Below are 26,336 nucleotides of genomic sequence, written 5' to 3' on the forward strand. Positions count from 1 at the left end.
GGCCCGTGGCGGGCCCCTTCGTCGTCAGCGCATCGGCGCGGGAGGGCGGGGCGCTCAGGAGTGCCCGTCCACCCGCATCTGGAACAGGAAGTAGGGCGGTATGCAGGCGCCTTGCCCCTCGGGCCGGCCCTCGGCCTGGGCGCAGATGTAGTCGTCGCGGCAGGCCTGCTGCGCCGAGCAGGTGCGCAGGTTGCCGGGGCGCGTGTGCTTCGCCAGGCATTCGCCAAAAGGCTTCTTCGCGGCCAGGCAGCTGTTGAAGTCGCTGAGGATCGCGATGCCGCCGCAGGTGCCGCTCGGGTCCTTGGGGTCGCAGGGGCCGGAGCACATGCCGCCCGGAAAGCCGACCGAGGTCTTCTCGCAGACCGACGCGGCGCCTTCGCAGGAGATTCGCGGCAGTTTCTCGGCGCGGTCGAGCCACGCGTTGGCCGACTGCGTGATGCGCGTGGGCTCGCAGCGCGCCCCCACTGTTGCGCGCTCGGCGGGCGCGTCCGTCGCCAGTGGTTCGGCCAGAGGGCGGAACGGATCGGGCCGCGGCGTGGTGAGCGCGGCCCGCACGTAGCTTTCGCGCCGCGCCAGTTCGTCCTGCACGTGCGGGGAATGCGGCACCGCGAGCGCGTTGCCGGTCGTGAATGTCCGCGATGCGCCGCGCCGGTCGACGCCCAGGAGGTGGAAGCCCGCAACGGCGCGGCTCTGGTGACAGCCCATGCAGCTCAGGTCGTCGAGGCGACGCAGCACTGCCTGCGGCGACTGCAGCGTGCGGCTGCCGGGCACGGCCTTCCATTCGCCGGCCGGGAAGATCTGCTCGAAGGGCCGGTTGGCAAGGCGCTCCAGCCCGCGCGGTGCGACCGAGATGGCCTCGGTCGCGAGGAACCTGTCGGGAATCTGCAGCGTGGCCTCGTCCAGCGCGCGCAGGTTGGCGGGCTGCTGCAGCCATTGCTGCAGTTCCTTGCGCAGCGCGGCGCTGGCCTTGAGCTTCGCGACGTCGGGCGTGTTCTCCAGCGGTGCCACGTCGAAGCGCCCGGCGCGCGCATTCCAGCGGAAGGCGCGCAGCATGTATTCGGCATGGCCGCCCAGGTCGGGCCGCACCGCCGAGGGCCAGCGCACGCTCTGCAGGTTGGTCGTGACCTGCGCGATGCGCGCGTGCTCCAGCCGCTTGGGCGCCAGCGGGCCGTCGGCCGATGTGAGCCAGCGGCCCAGCGCCTCGTCGCCCATCGCGGCCTGCGATGGCTGCCAGCGCTTCGCGGCCGTGGCGCAGCTGCCGTCGGCATCGGGCGCATCGCCGCGCAGCTCGACGTTGACCGTCATCGGCAGGCGCGACTGCATCGCGGCCGTGCGGTAGGCCAGCCGGTACACCAGCCGCGTCTCTCCGCAGGCGCCGTCCTGGAAGGGCCGGCGGTCCATGCGATTGGCGACGCCGACCAGCTCGAAGAAGGCGTCGGGACTCGCGAGCCAGCGCGCATCGAACAGCCGATGCGGATAGCGCGAGATGCCCACGCCCGCCTGCTTGTCGCGACGCTGGATGCCGGCGAGGCTCGCGCCCAGCGGCTCGGCGATCGAGCGCCAGGCAGGCGTGCGCGTCAGCGCATCGTTGGTGGCGACGCCATCGGCGGACGGCGCAGACTCACCGTTCATCCAGCGCGCGAAGCCGGCGCCGGATTTCTCGGCCGCCTGCAGCGCTGCAGGCGAAGTGACGAGCAGCACCGGCTCCACCGCTTGCGCCATGGGCGCGGCGGAGGCGAGCGTCAGTGCGAGGAGGGCGGCGGGGAGGTGATGTCGGATGGGCGGCACGCAGCCCATTGTGCCGTCGTGCCGCTCGCGTTCACGCGACTGCCCGTTCCGCCTGGGGCATTGACTGGGCCGCATCGAGCGCCACGTCCATCGTCATCAGCGGCCGCGGCGTGGCCGCGAGCAGCGCCTGCGTGTAGGGATGGCGCGGGTCGTCGAACACCGCGTCGCGTGCGCCTTGCTCGACGATGCGCCCGCGCTCCATCACGATGACTCTGTCGGCGATCTGCTCCACCGCCGCGAGGTCGTGGCTGATGAACAGGCATGCGAAGCCGTGGTGCTTCTGCAGGCTCTGGAACAGCCTGAGCACCTGCGCCTGGATCGTCATGTCGAGCGCCGACACCGGCTCGTCGGCCACCACGAAGGCGGGGCGCCGCACCAGTGCGCGGGCAATCGCCACCCGCTGGCGCTGGCCGCCCGAGAGCTCGTGCGGGTAGCGCGCGCCGAGGCCGTCCAGGCCGACTTCGTCCAGCGTTTCCTTCACGCGCCGCGAGCGTGCCGCCGCGTCGAGTTCGGGCAGATGGCGCAGCGGCTCGGCCACGATGTCGCCCACGCGCATGCGCGGATCGAGCGAGGAGAACGGGTCCTGGAAGACCAGCTGGCAGGCCAGCCGGAAGCGGTGCAGCGCCGTGCGGCCGGCGCAGCGGATGTCCTCGCCGCGGAACAGGATCTGCCCTGCCTGCGAAGGCGCGAGCCGCAGGATGGCGCGGCCCAGCGTGGTCTTGCCCGAGCCGCTGCCGCCCACCAGCGCGACCATCTCCCCCGGGTGGATGTCGAGGTCGAGCGAGTCGATCACGCGGACCGGCGCATGCCGCCTGAAGAAGCCGGCGCGCGCGCCGGGGTAGCTCACGCACAGGCCGCGCACCTGCACCAGCGGCTGCTGCGCTTGCGCCGGCGCCGGCTTGGCCTCTTGGCGCCGCGGCAGCGCGTCGACCAGCTTGCGGGTGTAGGGCTGCTTCGGCGCCAGCAGGATGCCCGGCACCTCGCCGGTCTCCACCAGCCGGCCCTTCTCCAGCACGATGGCGCGCTGCGCATAGCGCCCCACGAGGCCGAGGTTGTGCGTGATGAGCAGCACGGCGGTGCCGTTGTCGCGCGCCAGGCCCACCATCAGGTCGAGCACCTCGCGCTGGCTCAGCGTGTCCAGCGCGGTGGTCGGCTCGTCGGCGATCAGCAGGCGCGGCTTCAGCAGCATCACGCTGGCCAGCATGATGCGCTGGCGCATGCCGCCGGAGAACTCATGCGGGTAGGCGTGCATGCAGCGCTCGGGATCGGCGATCTGCACGCGGCGCAGCATGTCGACGATGCGCGCGCGGATCTGCGCGGCCGGCAGCTGCGTGTGCATGCGCAGCCCTTCGGCCATCTGCTCGCCGATGCGGTGCACCGGGTTGAGCGAGACCATCGGCTCCTGGAACACCATGCCGATGCCCGGCCCGCGGATGGGGCGCATGGCCTTCGCGTCGTACGCGGCCAGGTCCTGCCCGTCGAACACGATGCGCCCGCCGGTCTGCGAGATGCCCGGCGGCAGCAGCTGCAGGATGGCGCGCGCCGCCATCGTCTTGCCGCTGCCCGATTCGCCCACCACTGCGAGGAACTCGCCCGCCTTCACTTCGAACGACAGGTCGTGCACCAGCGGCTGGGCGCCGTTGCGCAATTCGATCTTCAGGTGCTCCACCGACAGCACGGTGGGGTTCGATGCGGCGTTCATGGCTTCTCCGTCCGCGGATCGAGCCGGTCGCGCAGCGACTCGCCCAGCAGGTTGATGCCCAGCAGCGTGAGCGCGATGCACAGCCCGGGCACCACGCACAGCCACACGGCCGAGGCCATGTAGGGACGCGCGCTCGCGAGCATGTTGCCCCAGGTGGGCGCGGGCGGCGGCACGCCCAGGCCCAGGAAGCTCAGTGCGCTTTCCGAGAGCAGCACCCAGCCGAACATGCTGGTGGCGAGCACCGCCACCGGCGCCATGCAGTTGGGCAGCACGTGGCGCCACATGGTGTAGAGCTCGCCGTTGCCGATCATGCGCGAGGCCTCCACGTACTCGCGCTCGCGCAGCGACAGCACCGTGCCGCGCACCACGCGCACCACCGAGGGCGCATAGGCCATGCTCAGCGCCAGCACGATGCCCCACTTGTTGGCGCCCACGATCACCATCACGCCCAGCGCCAGCAGCAGGCCGGGGAAGGCCAGCAGCGTGTCGTTGAAGGCCATCAGCACGCGGTCGGTCCAGCCGCGCACGAAGCCCGCGACCACGCCGACCACCAGGCCCATGGCGGTGGCCAGCGTCACGGTGAGCAGCGCCACCAGGCAGCTGGTGGAGGCGCCCTGCATCGCGCGGCTGGCCACGTCGCGGCCGAATTCGTCGGTGCCCAGCCAGTGGGCGGCCGAGGGAGGCTGCAGCTTGGAGCGCAGGTCGATGCCCAGCGGGCTGTAGGGCGTCCACAGCGCCGCGGCCACGGCGATGGCCAGCAGCACCGCGACGAGCGCGCCGCCGATGAGGGTATGGGTCTTGAACTTCGTCTTCACTGCACAGTCACCCGCGGGTCGAAGAGGGGGTAGCACATGTCGACGATCAGGTTGATCACGACGTAGATGCAGGCGGTGAACAGCAGGCAGCCCTGCAGCACCGGGTAGTCGCGCGCGAAGATCGAATCGATCATCAGCCGCCCCAGGCCCGGCAGGGTGAACACCGTCTCCAGCACCGCGATGCCGCTGAGGAGGTGCCCGAGGATCAGCCCGATCATGGTGAGCGTCGGATTGAAGGCGTTGGGCAGCACGTGGCGGCGCAGCACCTGCGATTCGGGTACGCCCTTGGCGCGCGCATGCGTCACGTATTCGAGCCGCAGGATCTCGATGGTGCTGGCGCGCGACATGCGCGTGAGCACGCCGGTCTCCACCAGCAGCAGCGTGGCGATCGGAAGCACGACGTAGAGCACGCCCTGCGAGAAGCTCTCCGACATCGGCACGTAGCCCACCACCGGCAGCCAGCCCAGGTACTGGCCGAAGAACATCAGCAGCAGCAGGCCCAGCCAGAAGCTGGGCACCGAGAGCATCAGCGTCGCGGCGCCGATGATGGCGAGGTCGGTGGGCTTGTCCTTGCGCCAGGCGGCGACGAGGCCGGCGGGCACGGCAATCAGCGAGGCCAGCGCCACCGCGACGAGCACGATGACCGCGCTGACGTGAAAGCGCTCCCAGATCAGCGGCAGCACCGGCAGGCCGTTGGTGGTCGACGCGCCCAGGTCGCCGGCCAGCGCGTGCTTCAGCCACACGAGGTATTGCGCGGGCAGGGGCTGGTCCAGCCCCATCTGGTGGCGCATGAGCGCCAGCTGGGCGGGGTCGGCGCCTTCGCCCAGCATGAGCAGCACCGGGTCGCCCGGAATCAGCCGCATCAGGGTGAACACCGCGATGGAGACCAGCAGCAGCGTCGGGATCGTCATCGCGATCCGGCGCAGGAGATAGGCGGGCATTGCTCGCGCGGCTCCGTTCAGCCGGCAGCGGCCAGCCGCACGTTCCAGAACCTCGGCTTGGCCGGCGCCCAGCCCTTGAAGCCGACCACGTTCTTGCGCATGGCGGTGGCGTCGCTGGCGTTGAAGAGCACGATCATCGGCACGTCCTGCAGCATCTGCCTGTGCATCTCGTCGAACAGCACCTGGCGGCGCGCCTTGTCGCGCGTGACCATCGACTCGGCCAGCCGCGGCTGGGCGTAGGCGCTGTCCCAGACCTTGCGCGGCTGCGCGGCCTTGTCGCCGGACACCATCTCGAAATTGAGCGAGGGATCGATACGCGCCGAGTAGATGAAGGCCATGCTCTGGTACTGGCCCTTGGTGTAGCGGTCGAGCTGCGTGGCCCAGTCGAGCACCTCCAGCTCGATGTTGATGCCCGCCTCGGAGGCCATGGCCTGCACCAGCACCGCCGCCGAGTACAGGGCCTCGTAGCGCTTGTTGGCGATCATGCGGATCGGCTGGTTGCGGTAGCCGGCCTCGGCCAGCAGCTTCTTCGCGGCGGCGAGGTCGCGCTTGAAGCCGCCGGCCTGTACCGCGTCGTAGTAGGGGCTGGACGAAGGCACCACCGAGTTGTTGACCGGCGAGAGGCCCTCGGTGACGGAGCGTGCGATCTCGGGCGTGTCGAGCGACAGCGCCAGCGCGCGGCGGATGCGCACGTCCTTGAGCACCGGGTCGCCGGTCTGCAGAAGCAGGGCGACCATCGACATCACCGGCGTGGTGTCGACCAGAACGTCGGAGCGCTTGCGCATCTCGACCACGTCGGCCGGACTGGGGTTGACGAATGCGTCGATGCCGCCGCTGTAGAGCGCGGCCTTGGCGGCGGCGGAATCGGGAATGACGACGAAGCGCAGGTTCTCGATCTCGGCCTTCTTGCCGCCGGCCAGCCCGTCGCGCGGTTCGGCACGCGAGGTGTAGCCGTCGAAGCGCGTGAGTTCCACGTACTGCCCTCGCTTCCACTCCTTGAGCTTGTAGGGGCCCGTGCCCACGGGCTCCTTCCACTGGCCGTCGGGGCCGACCGAGCTGCGATGGAGGATGGCCGCACCGCCGCAGTCGGGCCGGGCCATCATCGTGAGGAAGAGGGCGCTCGCGCGCTCCAGCTTGAAAACCACCGTCTTCGGATTGGGCGCCTCCACCGAGAGCACCCTGGTCATGCCCTTGCCGTCGAACTCGGGCAGGCAGCGCCAGCCGCTGGTGGGCTTGAGGTAGCGCTGCCAGTTCCAGACCACGTCGTCGGCAGTGAGCGTGGCGCCGTTCTGGAACTTCACGCCGTCGCGCAGCGTGAAGGTGTAGGTCAGGCCGTCGGCCGAGGTGTCGACCTTGCTCGCCAGCATCGGGCCCACCGAGGTGTCCTCGCGCAGCGCGACCAGCCCTTCTGCCACGTGCAGCAGCACGTTGTCGGTGTTGTCGTCGCGGTTGCCGCCCGGGTCGGTGCTGCGGATGTCGGAGTTCATCTGGATGCGCAGCGTCTGGCCCGCGCCCACGGCCGGCTGGGCGAGCGCGGGAGCCGCGGCTGCCAGGCCGAACGCCAGGGCGGCGATCAGCGATGCTGGCGATGTGGAGGGTGGGCGAGACGGAGGAACGGGTACTTTCTTCATGGCAACACTCCTGGCGTGGGCGGGCTCGGCAGCGGTAGGGCGTTCGGGGTCAGAGGGAATATTCGGTGAAGCGATGGGCCTTGAAGGGCGCCGGGGCGATGCGCATCTTCCGTGCCGCCGGGTCCATGACGATGGTCGCCACGGTGGCCGACGAGGCGCCGCCAGGCCCCGCGCTCGGGCTGCGGCACACGGCACGCGGTGCGCCGAAGCGGTCCTGCAGCGCGTCGATCACGTCCTGCTCGCCCAGCGGGCCCGCGGCGCGCCGGTTGTGCAGCGCCTCGGTCACGCGGCGGTCGCGGTAGAGCGAGTCGGGCGTGGTTTCCAGGCTGCGGTCCACCACGCGCGCGAGGGCGGCCGGCGTCTTGAAGTGGTTGGCATGCACCAGGATGCCGCCCTCGGGCTGCTGCCAGAACACCTGCTCGGGGCAGGTCTCCAGGCTCACGGCCTCGCCCTCGGCGTGCGTGACGATCATGTTGTTGGAGATGGAACGTGCGGTGCGGCACACCACGCCCAGCGCGTTGGCATAGAGCTCCGACTGCAGGATGCCGCGGCGGATCAGTGCCAGCGGCACGCCCTGCTGCCTGCCGTCGCTGTCGGCCTTGATGAAGTTGCCGGTGACGGCGATGCCCGCGCTGTTGAGGCCGGCGCGCGCGAGCGTGCCCGCTTCGGCGAAGGTCAGCATCGACGGTCCCTTGGCGGGCTGGATGCGCAGCACGATGCCCAGCTCCAGGCTCTCCACGCGCCAGTCCCAGTTCTGCGCGTGGATGAGCCGGCCCTCGCGCGAGGCCGAAGGCATCACCACCACGCCGGTGCAGCCGTCGGGCGGCTCGGTGGCTTCGAGCTGCTGGAAGGCGTACAGCATCTCGCTGCGCGCGTTCAGCGCCACGATGTCCTCCGGCGGCACGCCTGCGCCTTCGGCCACGCCTTCGATCTCGCGCAGCATGCCCGCGTCGAAGGCCTCGACCACCGGCATGAAGCGGCGCGCCAGCGCGCGGGTGCGCTCCCAGCTGAGTCCGACGCGCTCGAAGGCGGCGCGGTAGGTGCGCAGGCTCAGGTCGATGCGGTCGCCGGCCGCGCGGCCGTACTGCTGGCCGCACTGGCGGGCGTCGCCTTCGATGTCGTAGAGGGGGAACGATTCGATGTCCATCTGGTGCTTTCGTGTGTGTTCAGGCAGCGGCGTCGGTGGGCCGGGCGGTTTGCGCGATGGCGGCGCGCAGGCTGTCTACGATCTGGTCGACATGCTGGCGCTCGAGCGTGAAGGGCGGCGACAGCGCGATGGTGTCGCCCACCGAGCGCACCAGCACGCCGCCCTTGTCCAGGCAGTGCTGGGCGACTGCCTGCGCGTGGGTGCCTGCACCCTCGGTCCAGGGCTGCAGCTCGATGCCGGCCAGCAGGCCGACGTTGCGCACGTCGATCACGCCCGGCAGGCCGCGCAGGGCGTGCAGGCATTCCTCGAAGTAGGGCGCCGTGGCGGCCGCCTGGGCGATCAGGCCGTCCTGCGTGTAGGCGTCGAGCGTGGCCATCGCCGCGGCGCAGGCCAGCGGATGGCCCGAGTAGGTGTAGCCATGCGAAAGCTCGATGCCGCTCACGCTGCCCTGCATGAAGGCGTCGTGCACTTCGTCGCGCAACAGTACCGCACCCATGGGCACCGCGCCGTTGGTCAGGCCCTTGGCGGTGGTGATGAGGTCGGGCGTCACGCCGAACAGGTCGGCCGCGAAGCTGGTACCCAGGCGGCCAAAGCCGGTGATGACCTCATCGAAGATCAGCAGGATGCCGTGCTTGTCGCAGATCTCGCGCAGGCGCTTGAGGTAGCCGCGCGGCGGCGGCAGCACGCCGGTGGAGCCGGCGACAGGTTCGACGATCACGGCCGCGACGGTCGAGGCGTCGTGCAGCGCGAGCAGTGCCTCCAGCGCGTCGGCCTTCTCGATGCCGTGCGCCGGCTCTCCGCGCGAGAAGGCGTTGCGCGCCAGGTCGAGCGTGTGCGGCAGATGGTCCACGCCGTTGAGCAGCGGGCCGAAGGTGCTGCGCTGGCGCCCGATGCCGCCCACCGAGATGCCGCCGAAGCCCACGCCGTGATAGGCGCGCTCGCGGCCGATGAGGCGGTAGCGGGCGGCGTCGCCCCGCGCGCGGTGGTAGGCCAGCGCGATCTTCAGCGCGGTGTCGACCGACTCGGAGCCTGAATTGGTGAAGAACACGTGGTTCATGCCGGCCGGCGCCATCTCCGCCAGGCGTTGCGCAAGCACGAAGGCGCCCGGGTGGCCGATCTGGAAGTTGGAGGCGTAGTCGAGCACGTCGATCTGCGCCTTCATCGCTGCGCTGATGCGCGGGTGGCGGTGCCCGGCGTTCACGCACCACAGGCCGGCGATCGCGTCGAGCACGCGGCGGCCGTCGGCCAGGTCGTAGTGCAGGCCTTCGCCGCCGACGATGAGGCGCGGCGACTGCTTGAACTTGCGGTTGGGGGTGAAGGGCATCCAGAACGCGTCGAGCGACGCGGGGGAGGCGAGGGTGTCGGCAAGGGCCACGAGATGTTTCTCCGTTGGGAAAGCGACCCGGCTCCTGGGTCGTCGTGGGGCCGATCTTGAAACTCGGATTGTATTTTTGGCGCGGGTTGTACATGGTTTTTTCAGGGCAAAAATACAAAAGCCGGGTGATGATCGGCCCCTGAACTTCCACCCGCGATTCCGGAGACCCTGGATGGCATCCCAGACGGACGACCGACCCACCGCATCGCCCACGATCGCTCCGCTGGTCCAGCGGGTGAGCCGCTATGTGCTCGACCAGGCGCTGGCCGGCGGCTACGAGAGCGGGCATCACCTCACCGAATCCGAGCTCGCCGGCCGGCTCGGCATTTCCCGCACCCCGGTGCGCGCGGCGCTGCGCTTCCTGCACGAACGGGCGCTGCTCGCACACACGCCGAACCGCGGCTACACCCTGCTCGGCGATCGACACGCACTGGCACGCGCCCGGCGCGAGATGCCCGAGGACGAGGAGAAGACGCTCTATTACCGCCTGCTGCGCGACCGCCTCAGCGGCAAGCTGCCGACGCGCGTCAACGAACTGGAACTGGCGCAGGCCTATGCCGTGCCGCGTCCGCTGCTGCGCACCGTGCTCACCACGCTGCTGCAAGACGGCGTGCTGCGCGGGCGCCACTACCAGCGCTGGGAGTTCACCGAGACGCTGGATTCGGTCGAGAGCGAGCGCGAGAGCTACCGGTTTCGCCTGACCGTCGAATGCGCCGGGCTGCGCGAGCCGGGTTTCCGGGTCGACATTCAGCGGCTGCGCGCCTGCCGCGAGCGCCAGCAGGGGCTGCTCGCGCAGGCGTCGCGTTATTCATGGATGGATTTCTTCGAGGCCAACGCCCAGTTCCACGAACTGCTGGCCAGCGCATCGGGCAACCGCTTCTTTCTCGATGCGGTGCAGCAGCAGAACCGGCTGCGGCGCATGTCCGACCTCTCGGACTACCCGCTCGTGAACATCGACCTGCTTCACAAGTCCTGCCACGAGCACCTGGAAATTCTGGATGCGGTGGAGCGCGGCGACCAGGAGGCCGCGGCTCAACACATGCGCAGGCACCTCAGCCGCGCCAGCGACCTGGTCGAACAGCGGGTGACGGGCGTGCTGGGGGACTGAAGCGGCGCGTTGCGTCGTGTCGTATCGCCTATCGCGGCGCTCAGCGCCTTGGCGAGATGTTCAGCTTCTTGCAGAAGTCGTAGAAGGCCTCGAGCTCCAGCGACTTGTCGAACACCGCGTCCACGCCTGCCGAGAGGGCGCCCTCGCGCACCTCGGAGGTGGCGTGGTTCATCAGTACCACGGTGCGCTGCGTCGGCGATTTGTGTTCCTGCAGGTACTGCGCCACGGTGAGGCCGTTGCCCTCGGCCAGGAAGATGTCGATGACCGCCGCATCCCATTCCTGGGGGTTGTTCTTGAGCCAGTCGATCGCGCCACCCGAAGTGGAAGCGGTGCCGATCACGTCGCAATCGGCGAATTCCTGCAGGCCATCGGACAGTGTGGTGGCGATCAGGGGGTTGTCTTCTATCAGATAGATGCGGGTCATTTGTTCGCAGTCAGGGCTTCTCGTTCTGTGCTGGTTTCGCTTGTCGTCGGTTTGTCTCGGACCGATGCGGGCATTGTCCCTGCGGCTGCGGCGCATCGAGTCGGACAACGCCTTCATCTGCCGTAGAACCCTGCGCTGGCGGATCACCAGCGTACAAGACGCGTCGGCATGCGCGGCCATATCGTGGGGAGGTCTTCATCAACAACGACCTCGCCCGCAGAGTACATATGGCCACGCCGCAATCTTTTACGCCTCCTTTCACATCCTCCGGCCGCAGCGCGCTGGTGCAGGCGCCGCCCTGGCACTACGCGGGCTGGCTCGTCAACGTGGCCTTCGAATTCGATGCCGAGCGAGGCGCTGCGCTGGTGCCGGCCGAACTCGGCGTGGCCACCGGCAAGGGGTGCGTGCATTTCGCCGATTGGCAGTCCTGTGGCGACGACGGCCGCGAACTGCTCGACCCGGTGTACGCGCAGTACCGCGAGACCATCGTCGTGTTGGAGATCGAGCCGAAGCCAGCCGGCGACACGCGCTTCTATTGCCCGCTGATCTATGTCGACCAGGACATCTCGCTGCTGCGCGGCTGGCTCCAGGGCTGGCCCAAGAAGATCGGGCAGACCTGGCTCACGCGCAGCATGCCGCTGATCCATCCGGCGGCCGCGCCCATCGCGGCTGGAAGCAGGCTCGGCGCCAGTCTCAGCGTGAAGGAGCGCCGGCTGGTGGATGCCTCGGTCACGCTGTCGGGCGAGCAGACCGGGCGGCTGGGTTTTCTTTCCGCTCCGACAGTGGGCGCCATCGGCTGGCCCGACCTGACGCAGCCGGGTATCGCGGCGGTACCGCGTTATCTGCGCGCCGACATCATCGATCGCGTGGAGCCGGGTTGGACCGGCGGCCGCGCGACGTTGCAGTTCCACGACCACCCCGTGGAAGAGCTGGCGCTGCTCGGCCCCGTGCAGGCCACCGACGCCAGCGCGGGTTGGATGGGCCTCACGGTGCGGGGCGCATTCGCTGCGTGACCAGGTTGTCGATGGCGTTAACCTTCGCGGGATGACCGCGCTGCCCGCAAGCCCTCCTGCCGCCTCGCGCGTGACCGGCCTGACTATGGCGGACGGAATCCAGGTCGAGGCGATGTTCACGGCCGACCCCAAGGCACGCTTCGAGCTGCACTGGCATGCAGAGTGGAGCGTGGGCGCCATCCTCGAAGGCCGCTGCGAATTCACCTTCGCCGGCGAGCGACAGGTGGCGCGGGCGGGCGACATCGTGCTGATGGCGCCATTCATGCTGCATACGGCCGGCGTGAGCGCGCAGGGCTTCCGCATGGTGATGCTGTATGTGCCGCATGCCTGGGCGAGCGCGCGCCTCGGTTGGCCGCCCGGGCAGCGGGGTGGGCTGCACCGGGGGGTGTGGCGCGACGCGGCGATGGCTGGCGCATTGGCCGCTGCGGCACAGGCGCAGGACGGCGCGCAAACCGGCCGGCTCCTGGAAGAGATCCTTCGAGCGCAGGCCGGCGGAGAGCTGGTGGCGGTCGAACGCCGTGCGGGCGATGCGCGGGTGGAGGCCGTCTGCGAGGCGTTGGCGACCGAAGACGCATGCCGCATCGATCCGGGCGCGCTCGCCAGGCGGGTCGGCGTTTCGCGCGAGCATTTCCATCGCCTGTTCCGCACGGCCGTCGGCATGACGCCGGCCCACTACGCGCGTCTGGCGCGCATCGGCCGGGCCAAGGCGCTGCTGCGCGACGGCCACGCGGCAGCGGATGTGGCGGCGCAGTGCGGCTTCACCGACCAGGCACACTTCTCGCGCTGGTTCCGCCGCTGCTTCGGCGTCACGCCGGGCAACTACATGGCCGGGCGGGAGCGGGTGGAAAGGGGCGCGTGAGAAACTAGCGGGCTTGCCAGCCCGGCCCGATCGAGGTCAGGGCCCCGCCGCCAACCACAGGAATCCCGCGTTTTGGAAGAGAAGGTCGTCTCCGTTGCCCCCATGATGGACTGGACCGACAGGCACTGTCGCTACCTCCATCGCCTGCTGTCACGCCACGCGCTGCTCTACACCGAGATGGTCACGACCGGCGCGCTGATGCACGGCGACGTGCCGCGCCACCTGCGCTTCAACACCGAGGAGCATCCTGTTGCACTGCAGTTGGGCGGCAGCGAGCCGGCCGACCTGGCGCACTGCGCGAAGCTCGGCGAGGAGTGGGGCTACGACGAGATCAATCTCAACTGCGGCTGCCCCAGCGAGCGGGTGCAGCGCGGCGCCTTCGGGGCCTGTCTGATGAACGAGCCGCAGCTGGTGGCCGATTGCGTGAAGGCGATGGTCGACGTGGTCGGCATCCCGGTGACGGTCAAGCACCGCATCGGCATCGACAAGATCGAGAGCTACGAGTTCGTGCGCGACTTCGTCGGCAAGGTCAGCGAAGCCGGCTGCAACACTTTCATCGTGCATGCGCGCAACGCCTGGCTGCAGGGGCTGAGCCCGAAGCAGAACCGCGAGATCCCGCCGCTGCGCTACGAGCTGGTGCACCGGCTGAAGCACGAGTTTCCGGACCTGCACATCGCCATCAACGGCGGCATCACGGTCAACGCGCAGGTGCATGAGCATCTGCGGCTGCTCGATGGCGTGATGGTGGGGCGCGAGGCGTACCACAACCCCTGGTGGCTCGCCGAATGGGACGCCGAGTTCTTCGGCGCCGGCGAGCAGACGCTGACGCGCGAAGAGGTCGAGTCGCAGATGTGCGACTACATGGCCCGCGAGGCGGCCGAGCACGGCACCCACTGGTGGCCGATCGCCCGCCACATGCTGGGTTTGCGCAACGGCCTGCCGGGCGCACGCCGCTGGCGGCAGGTCTGGAGCGACCACCGGCTCAAGACGCTGCCCGCGCACGAAGTGATGGCGCTCGCGCGCGAGCCTGCCGCCGCGCACGCAGCCTGAATCGGGCGCGCCGCGCGCCTCTTGCGATCCGGCGCCAGGGCCGCGATCGGTCGCCAAGCCTTTCCTGAAACGATGTTCCGAAAAACGCTACTTCACGATAAGTAGCGCGTCAACCGTTTTTTGCTGAAAAATGAGGACGTCAGGGACATAAAAAAGGTTTGGATACATGAGTGACGCGATTGGCGGCAAAGAAGAAGTAAGTGCGCTCGCCAGAGGACTGGCTCTCCTGAGAGTCATCGGCATGGCCTCGGCACCGATAGGCAATCGCGAACTGGCAGACACCACGGGCATCCCCAAGGCCACGGTGTCGAGACTCACCGCAACCCTGGTGAGTGCGGGGTATTTGCGACAGTCACAGGACAGCGAGCGCTTCAGCCTCGGTCCTGCGCTGCTCGACATGAGCAGCCGCTACCTTCGCCATTTCGACCTGCGTACCGTGGCGCGACCGCATCTGGCGGCGCTTTCGGAGGCGGCGGGCGTGAGCGTGCACCTCGGCGTGCGCGACGAGCTCGACATGCTCGTCATCGATTCGCTGCGGCCGCGCTCCGTGGTCATCAGCTCCCGCATCGAGGTGGGCACGCGCATGACTATCGCCACCTCGGCTGGCGGCCGCGCCTATCTGGCGGCGCTGCCCCCGGCCGAGCAGGCCGAGCTGCTGGCGCAGATCCGCGTCGAGAGCGGAGAGAACTGGGAGGCCATCGAGTCGAGCCTGATGGCTGGCCTGGACGAGTACGCCCGCCTCGGCTACTGCGGCTCCTTCGGCGAATGGAATCCCCACATCCACGCCATCGGCTTCGCACTGGAAGGCCCGCGCGGCGAACGTTATTCGGTCAGCTGCGGCGGCCCCGCCTACCTGCTGCCCAAGGACACCATGGTGACCCGCATCGCCCCGCTCCTGCTCGAAACCGCCCAGCACCTGGCCAACGAAACCGGCACGCTCAACATAGATTGACCCGATCCGCGAGCCCAGCGGACTTGTTTCGAATCATGAAGAGAGGGGAAGCGAAGCGACCCCCAAATTCGCGGGATACCGCGGAACCGGCTCTGCCGGGCCGCCGGTATCGCCCCCGTGAGGGGGCTGGCGACACGAAGTGCGCGAAGCCTTGGGGGTGGGCCTAGTTCGCCGCTTCCAGCCCGTTCTTGAAGTGTTCGCGCATGCGCGCCATGGCCGCTTGCGCGTCGCGCGCCTCGATAGCGGCCATCACGGAGCGGTGCTCGGCCAGCGATTCGCCGATGCGGCCCGCCTTCAGCAGCGAGTTGTGCCGGTTGAGCTTCATCACCTTGCGCAGGTCGGCCACCATCTGGTCGCGCCACTTGTTGTTGGCGATGGCCAGCAGGCGCATGTGGAAGCGCTCGTTCACGGCGAAGAAATGTTCCCTGTCCTCGGGCGAGGCCGCGGCCTCCAGCTCGGCGTGCAGCGCCTTCAGTTCGGCGCGCTGGGCGTCGGTGGCGCGCTCGGCCACCACGCCGGCGGCGTCGCTCTCCAGCAGCGAGAGCAGGTGGTAGACGTCGGCCAGGTCCTGTTCCGACACCTCGGTCACGTAGGCGCCGCGGCGTACCTTCATCGTCACCAGGCCTTCGGCGGCCAGCACCTTCAGCGCCTCGCGCAGCGGGGTGCGGCTGATGCCGTATTCCTCGGCCAGCTTGAGTTCGTCGATCCAGCTGCCGGGCTCCAGCTCGCGGCGAAAGATCCGCTGGCGCAGCAGTTCAGCGACCTCTTCGTAGAGGGCGCGGGGGGTGAGGGTGACGGCGGACATGGGCCGGACTGTACTTCAAAAATGGCGTTTGAATTAATAATTATGGATCGGTTAGACTCGCGGCCGGCTTGCAGATCCCTGCAGGCGAATTTGCGAACACCCTGCAAGACACTGCGAACGGCCCCTTCATGAGCAGCAAACCCGAACCCTCCTACAAGCAAGCCGATCTCGAAGCCTGGGCCAAGGCCGCAGCCAAGTCCGCACCCGGCGGCGACCTGAGCGCGCTGAACTGGATCACGCCAGACGGCATCAAGGTCAAGCCGCTGTACACCGCCGCCGACCTGCAGGGCCTCAAGTACACCGACACGCTTCCCGGTTTCGAGCCCTACCTGCGCGGCCCGCAGGCCACCATGTACTCGGTGCGCCCCTGGACCATCCGCCAGTACGCCGGTTTCTCCACAGCGGAGGAGTCGAACGCCTTCTACCGCAAGGCGCTGGCCGCAGGCGGGCAGGGCGTGAGCGTGGCCTTCGACCTCGCCACTCACCGGGGCTACGACAGCGACCACCCGCGCGTGACCGGCGACGTCGGCAAGGCAGGCGTGGCGATCGACTCGGTCGAGGACATGAAGATCCTGTTCGACCAGATCCCGCTCGACAAGGTGAGCGTGTCCATGACGATGAACGGCGCCGTGCTGCCGGTGCTCGCGGGCTATGTGGTCGCGGCGGAGGAGCAGGGCGTGGCGCAGGACCAGCTCAGCGGAACCATCCAGAACGACATCCTCAAGGAGTTCATGGTCCGCAACACCTACATCTTCCCGCCCGCACCGAGCATGCGGATCATCGGAGACATCATCGAGTACACGGCGCAGAAGATGCCCAAGTTCAACTCGATCTCGATCAGCGGCTACCACATGCAGGAAGCCGGCGCCAATCAGGCGCTCGAACTCGCCTTCACTCTGGCCGACGGCAAGGAATACGTGAAGACCGCGCTGGCCAAGGGCCTCGACGTCGACGGCTTCGCCGGCCGCCTGAGCTTCTTCTGGGCCATCGGCATGAACTTCTATCTCGAAGTCGCCAAGATGCGCGCGGCGCGCCTCTTGTGGTGCCGCATCATGAAGGAGTTCGAGCCCAAGAACCCCAAGAGCCTGATGCTGCGCACCCACTGCCAGACCTCGGGCTGGAGCCTCACCGAGCAGGACCCGTACAACAACGTGGTGCGCACCACCATCGAGGCGATGGCAGCGGTGTTCGGCGGTACGCAGAGCCTGCACACCAACGCCCTCGACGAAGCCATCGCGCTGCCCACCGAGTTCAGCGCCCGCATCGCGCGCAACACGCAGCTCATCATCCAGGAAGAGACCCACATCACCAACGTGATCGACCCCTGGGCCGGCAGCTACATGATGGAGAAGCTCACGCAGGACATGGCCGACGCGGCCTGGGCCATCATCGAGGAAGTCGAGGCAATGGGCGGCATGACCAAGGCGGTCGACAGCGGCTGGGCCAAGCTCAAGATCGAGGCTGCCGCCGCGGAGAAGCAGGCGCGCATCGACTCGGGCAAGGACGTGATCGTCGGCGTCAACAAGTACAAGCTCAAGAATGAAGACCCGGTGGAGATCCTCTCCATCGACAACGTGAAGGTGCGCGAGCAGCAGGTCGCGCGCCTGCAGAAGATCCGCGCCTCGCGCGACGGCGCCAAGGTGCAGGCTGCGCTCGACGCGCTTACCGAGGCCGCCGAGAACAATACCGGCAACCTGCTGGCGCTGAGCATCGATGCGGTGCGCCTGCGCGCCACGGTGGGCGAGATCTCCGATGCGCTCGAAAAATCGTTCGGCCGCCACCGCGCCGACACGCAGAAGGTCACCGGCGTGTATGCCGCCGCCTACGACTCCGCCGAGGGCTGGGAAACGCTCAAGACAGAGATCAACGCCTTCGCCGAGGAGCAGGGCCGCCGCCCGCGCGTCATGATCTCCAAGCTCGGCCAGGACGGCCACGACCGTGGCGCCAAGGTGGTGGCCACGGCCTTCGCCGACCTGGGCTTCGACGTGGACATGGGCCCGCTCTTCCAGACGCCGGAAGAATGCGCGCGCCAGGCCATCGAGAACGACGTGCACGCCGTCGGCGTGAGCACGCTCGCGGCCGGCCACAAGACGCTGGTGCCCGCCATCATCGACGAGCTGCGCAAGCAGGGCGCGGACGACATCATCGTGTTCGTCGGCGGCGTCATTCCGCGGCAGGACTACGAGTTCCTCTACGACGCCGGCGTCAAGGGCATCTACGGTCCGGGCACGCCCATTCCCGCCAGCGCCAAGGACGTGCTGGAGCAGATTCGCGCGGCGGTCACGGCCTGAGGCGCGCCGTCGTGAGCGATCTCTTGTCGCGGCTGTCGCTGCAGCCGGTGGATTCAAGCGATTTCGAGGCCATGCTGGCCCTGCGCATCGACGCGATGCGCCCGAGCCTGGAGCGCGTCGGCCGCTTCGACGTGGCGCGCTCGCGCGAGCGCCTGAGCGCGGGCTTCGTCGTTCCGTACATGCACCACATCGTGCTCGATGGCGACCAGCGCATCGGCTTCGTCACGCTCAAACCCGAGGACAGCGACGCGCTGCGCCTCGACCATCTCTACCTGCGCACCGGCTTCCAGGGCCTGGGCATCGGCGAATGGGTGCTCGAATGGGCCAAGTCGCAGGCGCGCGAGCAGCGGCTGGACATCAAGCTCACCGCGCTCGTCAAGAGCGACGCCAACCGCTTCTACCTGCGCCACGGCTTCGTGCTCGAAGGCGGCGAGGGCGTCGACCTGCATTACCGCTGGCGCGTGGCGTCGGAGGCTGCGTGCTGAGCGACAAGGCAAAGTCCCTCGAGAACGCGATCGCCGGCACCGAAGGCATGCCGCAGCGGCGCGCCATCGCCAAGGCCATCACGCTGCTCGAATCGACGCGCGGCGACCACCGCGCGCAGGCCGACGAGCTGCTCACGGCGCTGCTGCCGCGCACCGGCAATTCGTTCCGCCTCGGCATCTCGGGCGTGCCGGGCGTCGGCAAGTCGACCTTCATCGAGACGCTGGGCCTGCTGCTGATCGGCAAGGGGCATCGCGTGGCGGTGCTCACCATCGATCCGTCGTCGACCGTGTCGGGTGGCTCCATCCTCGGCGACAAGACGCGCATGGAACGCCTGTCGGTGCACGAGCGCGCCTACATCCGGCCCAGCCCGTCGAGCGGCACACTGGGCGGCGTGGCCGAGAAGACGCGCGAAGCCATGCTGGTGTGCGAGGCCGCCGGCTACGACATCGTGATCGTCGAGACCGTCGGCGTGGGCCAGAGCGAAACCGCGGTGGCCGGCATGACCGACATGTTCGTGCTCATGCAGCTGCCCAACGCGGGCGACGACCTTCAGGCCATCAAGAAGGGCGTGATGGAGCTGGCCGACCTCGTCGTCATCAACAAGGCCGACATCGACAAGGACGCCGCCACCCGCGCGCAGGCGCAGATCACTTCGGCGCTTCGGCTCTTCGGCCACCAGGGCAACCCCGAGCACGCGCATGCCGTGCATGACGCGCACAGCGGCGTCGAAGTGCGCTTCTGGCTGCCCAAGGTGCTGCAGCTCAGCACGCTGGCCAACACCGGCGTCGACGCCTTCTGGGACGCCGTCACGCAGTTCAGGCAACTGCAGACCGCCAACGGCCGCCTCGCGAAGCGCCGCGAGAAGCAGGCCACCGCGTGGATGTGGGAGCGCATCGACGCCGGCCTCAAGCAGGCATTCAGGCATCACCCCCAGGTGCGCGAGTTGCTGCCGCAACTCACGCAGCAGGTGGCGCAGGGAACGTTGCCGGCCTCCACGGCCGCGCGCAACCTGCTCGCCGCGGCCGCCGTCGCGGCCGGACCATGAAGAAAAGACACGCAATCCAGGACCACAGCTTCGAAAGCACACCATGCAAGAACTGATCGAACAACTCGAAAAGCGCCGTGCCCAGGCGCGTCTCGGCGGCGGGCAGAAGCGCATCGACGCGCAGCACGCCAAGGGCAAGCTCACGGCGCGCGAGCGCATCGAGCTGCTGCTCGACGACAACACCTTCGAAGAGTGGGACATGTTCGTCGAGCACCGCTCGGTCGATTTCGGCATGGCCGAGCAGAAGGTGCCTGGCGACGGCGTGGTCACCGGCTACGGCATGATCAACGGCCGCCTGGTGTTCGTGTTCAGCCAGGACTTCACCGTCTTCGGCGGTGCGCTCAGCGAGGCGCATGCCGAGAAGATCTGCAAGGTGATGGACCAGGCCATGAAGGTCGGCGCACCGGTCATCGGCCTGAACGACTCGGGCGGCGCGCGCATCCAGGAAGGCGTGGCCTCGCTCGGCGGCTATGCCGACGTGTTCCAGCGCAACGTGATGGCCTCGGGCGTGGTGCCGCAGATCAGCATGATCATGGGCCCCTGCGCCGGCGGTGCCGTGTACTCGCCCGCCATGACCGACTTCATCTTCATGGTGAAGGACTCCAGCTACATGTTCGTCACAGGCCCCGAGGTGGTGAAGACCGTCACGCACGAAAGCGTGACCGCCGAGGAGCTCGGTGGCGCCATCACCCACACCACGCGCAGCGGCGTGGCCGACATGGCCTTCGAGAACGACGTGGAGGCGCTGATGATGCTGCGCCGCCTCTACAACTACCTGCCTTTGAACAACCGCGAGAAGCCGCCGGTACGCCTGGGCAACAACGGCCTGGGCGACCCGGCCGACCGGCTCGACTACTCGCTCGACACGCTCGTACCCGACAACCCGAACAAGCCCTACGACATCAAGGAGCTGATCCTGAAGGTGGTGGACGACGGCGACTTCTTCGAGCTGCAGCCCGACTACGCGAAGAACATCGTGATCGGCTTCGCCCGTATGGAAGGCCAGACCATCGGCATCGTCGCCAACCAGCCGCTGGTGCTGGCGGGCTGCCTCGACATCAAGAGCAGCATCAAGGCCGCGCGCTTCGTGCGCTTCTGCGATGCCTTCAACATCCCGGTCGTCACCTTCGTCGACGTGCCCGGCTTCATGCCCGGCACCGGCCAGGAGTACGGCGGCATCATCAAGCACGGCGCCAAGCTGCTCTACGCGTACGCGGAATGCACGGTGCCGAAGATCACCGTCATCACCCGCAAGGCCTACGGCGGCGCTTATGACGTGATGGCCTCCAAGCACCTGCGCGGCGACGTCAACCTGGCCTGGCCGCGCGCCGAGATCGCGGTGATGGGCGCCAAGGGCGCGGTGGAGATCATCTTCCGCGAGGACAAGAACGACCCCGAGAAGCTCGCCGCCCGCGAGGCCGAGTACAAGGCCCGCTTCGCCAACCCCTACGTGGCGGGCGCGCGCGGCTACATCGACGACGTGATCCTCCCGCACGAGACGCGCAAGCGCATCTGCCGCTCGCTGGTGATGCTGCGCGAGAAGAAGCTCGAGAACCCGTGGCGCAAGCACGGGAACATTCCGCTCTAAATGGCTCGCCCCCAGTCTTCGCGCACTTCGTGTCGCTTCGCCAACCCCCTACCGGGGGCGACACCGGCGGCCCGGCAAAGCCGGTTCCGCGGTGTTCCCTTGAAAGACATTGGACGTAAATAGCATGTTCAAGAAAATCCTGATTGCCAACCGCGGTGAGATCGCCTGCCGTGTGATTCAGACGGCCAAGAAGATGGGCATCCTCACAGTCGCCGTCTATTCCGACGCCGACAAGGAGGCCCGCCACGTCGAGCTCGCCGACGAGGCCGTGCACATCGGCGCCGCGCCCAGCCGCGAGAGCTACCTGCAGGCCGATCGCATCATCGCGGCCTGCAAGAAGACCGGCGCCGAGGCCGTGCACCCGGGCTATGGCTTCCTGTCGGAGAACGAAGCCTTCGCGCGGCAGGTCGAGGAAGAGGGCATCGCCTTCATCGGGCCCAAGCACTACTCGATCGCGGCCATGGGCGACAAGATCGCCTCCAAGAAGCTCGCGAACGAGGCCAAGGTCAACACCATTCCGGGCTGGAACGACGCCATCGAGACGGCGGAGCGTGCGGTCGAGATCGCCAAGGACATCGGCTACCCGGTGATGATCAAGGCCTCGGCCGGCGGCGGCGGCAAGGGCCTGCGCGTGGCCTTCAACGACAAGGAGGCCTTCGAGGGCTTCACATCCTGCCGCAACGAGGCGCGCAACAGCTTCGGCGACGACCGCGTGTTCATCGAGAAGTTCGTCGAGGAGCCGCGCCACATCGAGATCCAGGTGCTGGGCGACTCGCATGGCAATGTCATCTACCTGAACGAGCGCGAGTGCTCCATCCAGCGCCGCCACCAGAAGGTGATCGAGGAGGCGCCGTCGCCCTTCATCAGCGACGCCACGCGCAAGGCGATGGGCGAGCAGGCCGTGGCGCTGGCCAAGGCGGTGAAGTACCAGAGCGCGGGCACGGTGGAGTTCGTGGTCGGCAAGGACCAGAGCTTCTACTTCCTCGAGATGAACACCCGCCTGCAGGTGGAGCACCCGGTGACGGAGTGCATCACCGGCCTCGACCTGGTCGAATTGATGATCCGCGTGGCCGCCGGCGAGAAGCTGCCGCTGACGCAGGAGCAGGTGAAGCGCGAGGGCTGGGCCATCGAGTGCCGCATCAACGCCGAGGACCCGTTCCGCAATTTCCTGCCTTCCACCGGCCGGCTGGTGAAGTTCCAGCCGCCGGGCGAGACCATGTTCGCGAGCGACACGCAGCACCTGAACGGCGTGCGCGTGGACACCGGCGTGTACGAGGGCGGCGAGATTCCGATGTACTACGACTCGATGATCGCCAAGCTCATCGTGCACGGAAAGGACCGCCAGCATGCGATCGCCCGCATGCGCGAGGCGCTCAACGGCTTCGTGATCCGCGGCATCAGCAGCAACATCCCGTTCCAGGCGGCACTGCTGGCGCATCCGAAGTTCGTCTCGGGCGACTTCAACACCGGCTTCATCGCCGAGCACTACGGCAAGGGCTTCCACGCCGAGGACGTGCCGCACGCCGACCCCTCGTTCCTGGTCGCGCTGGCGGCCTACGTGCATCGCCGCTACCGCGCGCGGGCGTCGGGCATCAGCGGGCAGCTCGAAGGGCACGGCGTGAAGGTGGGCGAGCAGTTCGTGGTGGTCGAGCTGGGGCCCGAAGGCAAGCACGTGCATCACCCGGTCTCGGTGACCGACTTCCACGGCAAGACCGGCGCGAGCTCGGTGACCGTGGACGGCAAGACCTACAAGATCGACAGCAACTCCACCCTGGGTGCGATCCGCGTGCAGGGCATCGCCAACGACAAGCCCTTCACGGCGCAGGTGGAGCGCGGCGCGGGCAAGAGCCCGCTGGCGCTGCGCGTGTCGCACGACGGCACGCAGATCGAGGCGATGGTGCTGTCGCCGCTGGGCGCGCGGCTGCTCGAGCTCATGCCGTACAAGGCGCCGCCGGACCTCAGCAAGTTCCTGATGTCGCCGATGCCGGGGCTGCTGGTGGAGGTGTCGGTGCAGCCGGGGCAGCAGGTGCGCGCCGGCGAGAAGCTGGCCGTCATCGAAGCCATGAAGATGGAGAACGTGCTCTTCGCTGCGCAGGACGGCGTGGTGGGCAAGATTTCGGCGAACAAGGGCGAATCGCTCGCCGTCGATCAGATCATTCTGGAGTTCAACTGATGGGTGCCAACGACTTCCAACAAGCAGTCACGCTCCACCGGCCCGCGAAGATCGCGACGCCGCAAGGTCCGTGGTCCGTCGAGGCGATCCAGGCGCTGCTCGACAAGCCGCTGATGGAATTGCTGTTCGAGGCCCAGACCGTGCACCGCCAGCATTTCCCCGAAGGCGACATCGAGCTGGCCACGCTGCTGTCGGTGAAGACCGGCGGCTGCCCCGAGAACTGCGGCTACTGCCCGCAGTCGGCCGAGTTCGACACCGGCGTGAAGGCGCAGAAGCTCATGGAGGTCGAAGAGGTGGTCCGCGCCGCGCAGGCGGCCAAGGACGCCGGTGCCACGCGCTTCTGCATGGGCGCCGCATGGCGCGCACCGAAGGACCGCGACGTCGAGAAAGTCGCCGTGCTCGTCGAGGCCGTCAAAGGCCTCGGCATGCAGACCTGCGCCACGCTGGGCATGCTGGAGCCGCACCACGCACACCAGCTCAAGGCCGCCGGCCTCGACTACTACAACCACAACCTCGACACCGCGCCCGAGTACTACACCGACGTGGTCGACACGCGCACCTACCAGGACCGTCTCGACACGCTGGCCAACGTGCGCAGCGCCGGCATCAGCGTGTGCTGCGGCGGCATCGTCGGCATGGGCGAGCAGCCGGTGCACCGCGCAGGGCTGATCGCGCAGCTGGCCAACCTGAATCCGTACCCGGAATCGGTCCCCATCAACAGCCTGGTGCGCGTGCCCGGCACGCCGCTGGCCGACTCGGAGCCGGTCGATCCCTTCGACTTCGTGCGCATGATCGCCGTCGCGCGCATCACGATGCCGACCGCGCGCGTGCGTCTGTCCGCCGGCCGCCAGCAGATGGGCGATGCGGTGCAGGCGCTGTGCTTCATGGCGGGTGCCAATTCGATCTTCTACGGCGACAAGCTGCTCGTCACCGGCAACCCCGACGTCGAGGCCGACACGGTGCTGCTGCGCAAGCTCGGCCTGAATGCGCGCCAGGTGCAGGAGCAGGCGGAAGGGTGCGCAGCATGACCGCCGTCACCGAGCGTCCCTTCAAGGTGCTGGGCATCCAGCAGATCGCCATTGGCGGGCCCGACAAGCTGCGGCTGCAGAAGCTGTGGGTCGACATGCTGGGGCTCGAGGTCACTGGTACCTTCAAGAGCGAGCGCGAGAACGTCGACGAGGACATCTGCGCGATGGGCGCGGGCCCGTTCAAGGTCGAGGTCGACCTGATGCAGCCGCTGGACCCCGAGAAGAAACCCGCCGTCCACACGACGCCGCTGAACCATGTCGGCCTGTGGATCGACGACCTGCCCAGGGCTGTCGAATGGCTCACTGCCCAGGGAGTGCGCTTCGCGCCGGGCGGCATCCGGAAAGGTGCGGCGGGCTTCGACATCTGCTTCCTGCACCCGAAGGCGAACGACGAGTTCCCGATCGCGGGCGAGGGCGTGCTCATCGAGATGGTGCAGGCGCCGCCCGAGGTGGTGGCGGCCTTCGGCGCGCTGGCCGCTACGCGTTGACGATCTTCCTGATGGGCGGCTTCACGTCCGAACTGCGCGGCGGCAGCATCGGCTGGTGCTCGCGCGCCGGGTTCAGGATGATCGAGGTCGCTGTCTCGGTCAGTATGCAGAACTTGGTGACCACCGCGTCGAGGTGGCTCACGTCGATCACCGCGATCTCGAGGATCCAGCTGTCCTCGCCGGTCACGTTGTAGGCATTGACGCATTCGGGCGTCTCCTGCACGAGCTTCACGACCAGGTCGTAGTCGGCACGGCCGACGCGGATGATGGCGCGGATGCCGTAGCCCAGCTTGCCGAGGTTGACGGTGGCGCGGTAGCCGCTGATGACGCCGGCGGCCTCCAGCTTCTTCACGCGCTCGGTCACGGCCGGCTGGCTCAGGTGCACGCGACGGCCCAGTTCGGCCATGGTCAGGCGCGCGTCGGCCTGCAGTTCGGCCAGGATGCGGGTGTCGTGGGCGTCCAGGGCGGGGTTCAAGGCGAAGTCCATGCAACTCCTTCAAATCGACGGTGGGAAGAGCGCAGAACCATGAAACATGCATGGCTGCGCCGGGTCGGCTTTCATACCATGATCGACGCCCCGAGACCAACCCGACATCGGGCGCCAAGACCCAAGACAAGAAGAGACACCTCGATGCCGACCCTCGCTTCTCCCGCACACGCCTCGCCCGGCGCCGCCCGGCCAGGGCTGCCGCCGCTGCTGTGGCTCTGCCTCGCCGCCACGTGGCTGGTGTGGGGCTCCACGTACCTCGCGATCAAGTACGCGCTGATCAGCTTCCCGCCTTTCCTGCAGATGGGCTCGCGCTTCCTGTTCGCGGGCGTGCTGCTCGCGGCCTGGATGCGCTGGCGCGGGGCGCCGTGGCCGTCGCTCGCGCAGTGGCGCAACGCCCTGATCGTCGGCGCGCTGATGCTGGGCGGCGGCATGGGCGGAACGGCCTACGCCGAGGTGTCGATCGGCTCGGGGCTGGTGGTGGCGTTCATCGCGGTGATTCCGCTGCTGATCGCGCTGCTCAACCTGATCTGGGGCGTGAAGCCGTCGAAGCTGGAAGCAGCCGGCATCGCGCTCGGCCTCGTCGGCGTGCTGATGCTCACGCAGGGCAGCGGTTTCCGCGCGTCGCCCGAGGGGCTGGTGGCGATCTGCATCGCCACCGCCTGCTGGTCGCTGGGCAGCGTGCTGAGCCAGCGCAGCCTGCCGCTCGCGCCCGGCGCGATGGGCTTCGCGAGCGAGATGCTCTGCGGTGGCGTGGTGCTGATGGGGCTGGCGGCCGTCTCGGGTGAGACCATGAGCTGGCCGCCTCGGCCCGAGGCGCTTGCCGCCTGGGTCTACCTGGTGGTGTTCGGCTCGCTGATCGCCTTCAATGCCTACATGGTGCTGCTGGCGCGCGCGCCGGCCGCCCTGGCCGCGAGCTACACCTTCGTCAACCCGGTGATCGCGATGCTGCTGGGCGTGTGGATCGCCAACGAGGCCGTCACGCGCTTCGAGTGGTACGCCGTGGCCGTGGTGCTGGCCGGCGTGCTGCTGATGCTCTTCAAGCGCAGAGGTTGAACCGGGATTGCCAGGAACACCGCGGAACCGGCTTTGCCGGGCCGCAGGTGTTGTCCCCGGAAGGGGGTGGCGCAGCGACACGAA

General features: G+C 68.4%; 22 protein-coding genes and 1 pseudogene. 13 read left to right on the top strand and 10 right to left on the bottom strand.

The window, feature by feature from the left end:
* Positions 1 to 54 precede the first annotated feature (54 nt).
* The 7 genes from ACTJLF_RS07090 to ACTJLF_RS07120 are packed head-to-tail and all read right to left on the bottom strand — an operon-like array spanning position 55 to position 9,399.
* Complete coding sequence (locus ACTJLF_RS07090; RefSeq protein WP_440882747.1) at positions 55 to 1,797, bottom strand: hypothetical protein; 1,743 nt, start codon at positions 1,795 to 1,797, stop codon at positions 55 to 57.
* Positions 1,798 to 1,819: 22 nt separating this feature from the next.
* A complete protein-coding gene (locus tag ACTJLF_RS07095; RefSeq protein WP_440882748.1) occupies positions 1,820 to 3,490 on the bottom strand; it encodes an ABC transporter ATP-binding protein in 1,671 nt (556 codons plus the stop codon).
* Positions 3,487 to 4,305 (bottom strand): ABC transporter permease, encoded by an 819-nt coding sequence (locus tag ACTJLF_RS07100; protein WP_440882749.1) that lies wholly within the window; start codon positions 4,303 to 4,305, stop codon positions 3,487 to 3,489. Before ACTJLF_RS07100 ends, ACTJLF_RS07095 begins: the two co-directional genes overlap by 4 nt.
* Positions 4,302 to 5,246 carry an ABC transporter permease gene (locus ACTJLF_RS07105; protein ID WP_019653207.1) on the bottom strand — a complete coding sequence of 315 codons (945 nt, stop codon included), beginning with the start codon at positions 5,244 to 5,246 and terminating at the stop codon, positions 4,302 to 4,304. The genes ACTJLF_RS07100 and ACTJLF_RS07105 overlap by 4 nt, the downstream gene beginning before the upstream one ends.
* 17 nt (positions 5,247 to 5,263) lie before the next feature.
* On the bottom strand, positions 5,264 to 6,877 hold the full coding sequence (locus ACTJLF_RS07110; protein ID WP_440882750.1) for an ABC transporter substrate-binding protein: 1,614 nt from the start codon (positions 6,875 to 6,877) through the stop codon (positions 5,264 to 5,266).
* A 49-nt stretch (positions 6,878 to 6,926) separates the two neighbouring features.
* A complete protein-coding gene (locus ACTJLF_RS07115) occupies positions 6,927 to 8,024 on the bottom strand; it encodes a C45 family autoproteolytic acyltransferase/hydolase (RefSeq protein WP_019653205.1) in 1,098 nt (365 codons plus the stop codon).
* A 19-nt stretch (positions 8,025 to 8,043) separates the two neighbouring features.
* On the bottom strand, positions 8,044 to 9,399 hold the full coding sequence (locus tag ACTJLF_RS07120) for an aspartate aminotransferase family protein (RefSeq protein WP_440882751.1): 1,356 nt from the start codon (positions 9,397 to 9,399) through the stop codon (positions 8,044 to 8,046).
* A gap of 172 nt (positions 9,400 to 9,571) precedes the next feature.
* On the opposite strand from ACTJLF_RS07120, the gene ACTJLF_RS07125 reads away from it, so the two are divergent.
* A complete protein-coding gene (locus ACTJLF_RS07125; protein WP_019653203.1) occupies positions 9,572 to 10,507 on the top strand; it encodes a GntR family transcriptional regulator in 936 nt (311 codons plus the stop codon).
* Positions 10,508 to 10,547: 40 nt separating this feature from the next.
* Here ACTJLF_RS07125 and ACTJLF_RS07130 read toward each other — a convergent pair whose 3' ends face one another.
* Positions 10,548 to 10,931 (bottom strand): response regulator, encoded by a 384-nt coding sequence (locus tag ACTJLF_RS07130; protein ID WP_020722972.1) that lies wholly within the window; start codon positions 10,929 to 10,931, stop codon positions 10,548 to 10,550.
* A gap of 227 nt (positions 10,932 to 11,158) precedes the next feature.
* Between ACTJLF_RS07130 and ACTJLF_RS07135 the strand changes: the two genes are divergently transcribed.
* From ACTJLF_RS07135 to ACTJLF_RS07150, 4 genes and pseudogenes are all read left to right on the top strand, one after another.
* Positions 11,159 to 11,944, top strand: a complete 786-nt coding sequence (locus tag ACTJLF_RS07135) for an acetoacetate decarboxylase family protein (protein ID WP_440882752.1) — start codon at positions 11,159 to 11,161, stop codon at positions 11,942 to 11,944.
* A gap of 31 nt (positions 11,945 to 11,975) precedes the next feature.
* On the top strand, positions 11,976 to 12,803 hold the full coding sequence (locus tag ACTJLF_RS07140) for an AraC family transcriptional regulator (protein WP_440882753.1): 828 nt from the start codon (positions 11,976 to 11,978) through the stop codon (positions 12,801 to 12,803).
* 21 nt (positions 12,804 to 12,824) lie between these two features.
* Positions 12,825 to 13,853 (top strand): annotated as a pseudogene (gene dusA / locus ACTJLF_RS07145) (tRNA dihydrouridine(20/20a) synthase DusA); the annotation flags it as partial.
* A 166-nt stretch (positions 13,854 to 14,019) separates the two neighbouring features.
* On the top strand, positions 14,020 to 14,805 hold the full coding sequence (locus ACTJLF_RS07150; protein ID WP_019653181.1) for an IclR family transcriptional regulator: 786 nt from the start codon (positions 14,020 to 14,022) through the stop codon (positions 14,803 to 14,805).
* A 163-nt stretch (positions 14,806 to 14,968) separates the two neighbouring features.
* Here ACTJLF_RS07150 and ACTJLF_RS07155 read toward each other — a convergent pair whose 3' ends face one another.
* Positions 14,969 to 15,610, bottom strand: coding sequence for a GntR family transcriptional regulator (locus ACTJLF_RS07155; protein WP_019653180.1), 642 nt, complete (start codon positions 15,608 to 15,610; stop codon positions 14,969 to 14,971).
* 128 nt (positions 15,611 to 15,738) lie between these two features.
* Here ACTJLF_RS07155 and scpA point away from each other — a divergent pair, with 128 nt between their 5' ends.
* From scpA to ACTJLF_RS07190, 7 genes are all read left to right on the top strand, one after another.
* Entirely contained in the window at positions 15,739 to 17,901 is a 2,163-nt protein-coding gene (scpA, locus tag ACTJLF_RS07160; RefSeq protein ID WP_440882754.1) for a methylmalonyl-CoA mutase, read from the top strand.
* Positions 17,902 to 17,912: 11 nt separating this feature from the next.
* Positions 17,913 to 18,386 carry a GNAT family N-acetyltransferase gene (locus tag ACTJLF_RS07165; protein WP_019653178.1) on the top strand — a complete coding sequence of 158 codons (474 nt, stop codon included), beginning with the start codon at positions 17,913 to 17,915 and terminating at the stop codon, positions 18,384 to 18,386.
* A 47-nt stretch (positions 18,387 to 18,433) separates the two neighbouring features.
* Entirely contained in the window at positions 18,434 to 19,432 is a 999-nt protein-coding gene (gene meaB / locus ACTJLF_RS07170) for a methylmalonyl Co-A mutase-associated GTPase MeaB (RefSeq protein WP_440882839.1), read from the top strand.
* Positions 19,433 to 19,475: 43 nt separating this feature from the next.
* On the top strand, positions 19,476 to 21,020 hold the full coding sequence (locus tag ACTJLF_RS07175) for an acyl-CoA carboxylase subunit beta (RefSeq protein WP_019653176.1): 1,545 nt from the start codon (positions 19,476 to 19,478) through the stop codon (positions 21,018 to 21,020).
* Positions 21,021 to 21,144: 124 nt separating this feature from the next.
* Positions 21,145 to 23,193, top strand: coding sequence for an acetyl-CoA carboxylase biotin carboxylase subunit (gene accC / locus ACTJLF_RS07180; RefSeq protein ID WP_019653175.1), 2,049 nt, complete (start codon positions 21,145 to 21,147; stop codon positions 23,191 to 23,193).
* Positions 23,193 to 24,221: a biotin synthase BioB gene (gene bioB / locus ACTJLF_RS07185; RefSeq protein ID WP_132750751.1), complete on the top strand. Its 1,029-nt coding sequence runs from the start codon at positions 23,193 to 23,195 to the stop codon at positions 24,219 to 24,221. Before accC ends, bioB begins: the two co-directional genes overlap by 1 nt.
* Positions 24,218 to 24,709 carry a VOC family protein gene (locus ACTJLF_RS07190; RefSeq protein ID WP_019653173.1) on the top strand — a complete coding sequence of 164 codons (492 nt, stop codon included), beginning with the start codon at positions 24,218 to 24,220 and terminating at the stop codon, positions 24,707 to 24,709. Before bioB ends, ACTJLF_RS07190 begins: the two co-directional genes overlap by 4 nt.
* On the opposite strand, the gene ACTJLF_RS07195 is transcribed toward ACTJLF_RS07190, so the two are convergent.
* A complete protein-coding gene (locus ACTJLF_RS07195; protein ID WP_126184362.1) occupies positions 24,699 to 25,196 on the bottom strand; it encodes an Lrp/AsnC family transcriptional regulator in 498 nt (165 codons plus the stop codon). The genes ACTJLF_RS07190 and ACTJLF_RS07195 overlap by 11 nt on opposite strands.
* A 144-nt stretch (positions 25,197 to 25,340) precedes the next feature.
* On the opposite strand from ACTJLF_RS07195, the gene yedA reads away from it, so the two are divergent.
* Entirely contained in the window at positions 25,341 to 26,252 is a 912-nt protein-coding gene (gene yedA / locus ACTJLF_RS07200) for a drug/metabolite exporter YedA (protein ID WP_440882755.1), read from the top strand.
* Positions 26,253 to 26,336: the final 84 nt, after the last annotated feature.

Source organism: Variovorax sp. 22077 (genome assembly GCF_052044195.1).
In the GTDB taxonomy this organism is placed as follows: domain Bacteria; phylum Pseudomonadota; class Gammaproteobacteria; order Burkholderiales; family Burkholderiaceae_C; genus Variovorax; species Variovorax atrisoli.

What these genes read in the sequence shown, in the direction of transcription:
- ACTJLF_RS07090 (WP_440882747.1), bottom strand. Translation starts at nt 1,797, where the DNA reads ATGGGCTGCGTGCCGCCCATCCGACATCACCTCCCCGCCGCCCTCCTC.
- ACTJLF_RS07095 (WP_440882748.1), bottom strand. Translation starts at nt 3,490, where the DNA reads ATGAACGCCGCATCGAACCCCACCGTGCTGTCGGTGGAGCACCTGAAG.
- ACTJLF_RS07105 (WP_019653207.1), bottom strand. Translation starts at nt 5,246, where the DNA reads ATGCCCGCCTATCTCCTGCGCCGGATCGCGATGACGATCCCGACGCTG.
- ACTJLF_RS07110 (WP_440882750.1), bottom strand. Translation starts at nt 6,877, where the DNA reads ATGAAGAAAGTACCCGTTCCTCCGTCTCGCCCACCCTCCACATCGCCA.
- ACTJLF_RS07115 (WP_019653205.1), bottom strand. Translation starts at nt 8,024, where the DNA reads ATGGACATCGAATCGTTCCCCCTCTACGACATCGAAGGCGACGCCCGC.
- ACTJLF_RS07125 (WP_019653203.1), top strand. Translation starts at nt 9,572, where the DNA reads ATGGCATCCCAGACGGACGACCGACCCACCGCATCGCCCACGATCGCT.
- ACTJLF_RS07130 (WP_020722972.1), bottom strand. Translation starts at nt 10,931, where the DNA reads ATGACCCGCATCTATCTGATAGAAGACAACCCCCTGATCGCCACCACA.
- ACTJLF_RS07135 (WP_440882752.1), top strand. Translation starts at nt 11,159, where the DNA reads ATGGCCACGCCGCAATCTTTTACGCCTCCTTTCACATCCTCCGGCCGC.
- ACTJLF_RS07140 (WP_440882753.1), top strand. Translation starts at nt 11,976, where the DNA reads ATGACCGCGCTGCCCGCAAGCCCTCCTGCCGCCTCGCGCGTGACCGGC.
- ACTJLF_RS07150 (WP_019653181.1), top strand. Translation starts at nt 14,020, where the DNA reads ATGAGTGACGCGATTGGCGGCAAAGAAGAAGTAAGTGCGCTCGCCAGA.
- ACTJLF_RS07155 (WP_019653180.1), bottom strand. Translation starts at nt 15,610, where the DNA reads ATGTCCGCCGTCACCCTCACCCCCCGCGCCCTCTACGAAGAGGTCGCT.
- scpA (WP_440882754.1), top strand. Translation starts at nt 15,739, where the DNA reads ATGAGCAGCAAACCCGAACCCTCCTACAAGCAAGCCGATCTCGAAGCC.
- meaB (WP_440882839.1), top strand. Translation starts at nt 18,434, where the DNA reads ATGCCGCAGCGGCGCGCCATCGCCAAGGCCATCACGCTGCTCGAATCG.
- ACTJLF_RS07175 (WP_019653176.1), top strand. Translation starts at nt 19,476, where the DNA reads ATGCAAGAACTGATCGAACAACTCGAAAAGCGCCGTGCCCAGGCGCGT.
- accC (WP_019653175.1), top strand. Translation starts at nt 21,145, where the DNA reads ATGTTCAAGAAAATCCTGATTGCCAACCGCGGTGAGATCGCCTGCCGT.
- bioB (WP_132750751.1), top strand. Translation starts at nt 23,193, where the DNA reads ATGGGTGCCAACGACTTCCAACAAGCAGTCACGCTCCACCGGCCCGCG.
- ACTJLF_RS07190 (WP_019653173.1), top strand. Translation starts at nt 24,218, where the DNA reads ATGACCGCCGTCACCGAGCGTCCCTTCAAGGTGCTGGGCATCCAGCAG.
- ACTJLF_RS07195 (WP_126184362.1), bottom strand. Translation starts at nt 25,196, where the DNA reads ATGGACTTCGCCTTGAACCCCGCCCTGGACGCCCACGACACCCGCATC.
- yedA (WP_440882755.1), top strand. Translation starts at nt 25,341, where the DNA reads ATGCCGACCCTCGCTTCTCCCGCACACGCCTCGCCCGGCGCCGCCCGG.